We start from the raw sequence: 262 nt of genomic DNA on the forward strand, positions 1-262 counted from the left end.
CCCACTGACCGGGCGCAAATCCCAGCATAAAGGTGTCGACTTTGCTGCCAAACCGGGTAGTGATGTGGTCGCTGTCGCTGCTGGCGTGGTGAGCTTTTCCGGGGTCAAGTCGGGCTATGGCAATGTGATAGAGGTCAGTCATGCCGATGGCTATACAACGCTGTATGCGCACAACAAGCAGAATATCGTGCAGATTGGTGATCTTGTGCAGCGCGGCCAGACCATTGCCAAGGTCGGCCGCAGCGGTCGCGCCAGTGGTTAC

1 protein-coding gene is annotated in these 262 nt (G+C 57.6%); it reads left to right on the forward strand.

Annotated features, from left to right (window positions below; translation table 11 throughout):
- The coding region (locus tag O4H47_RS17985; RefSeq protein ID WP_269395397.1) for a M23 family metallopeptidase at positions 1-262 on the forward strand (262 nt) is incomplete at both ends.

It is taken from the genome of Maritalea porphyrae (assembly GCF_027213965.1).
GTDB classification, from domain to species: domain Bacteria; phylum Pseudomonadota; class Alphaproteobacteria; order Rhizobiales; family Devosiaceae; genus Maritalea; species Maritalea porphyrae_A.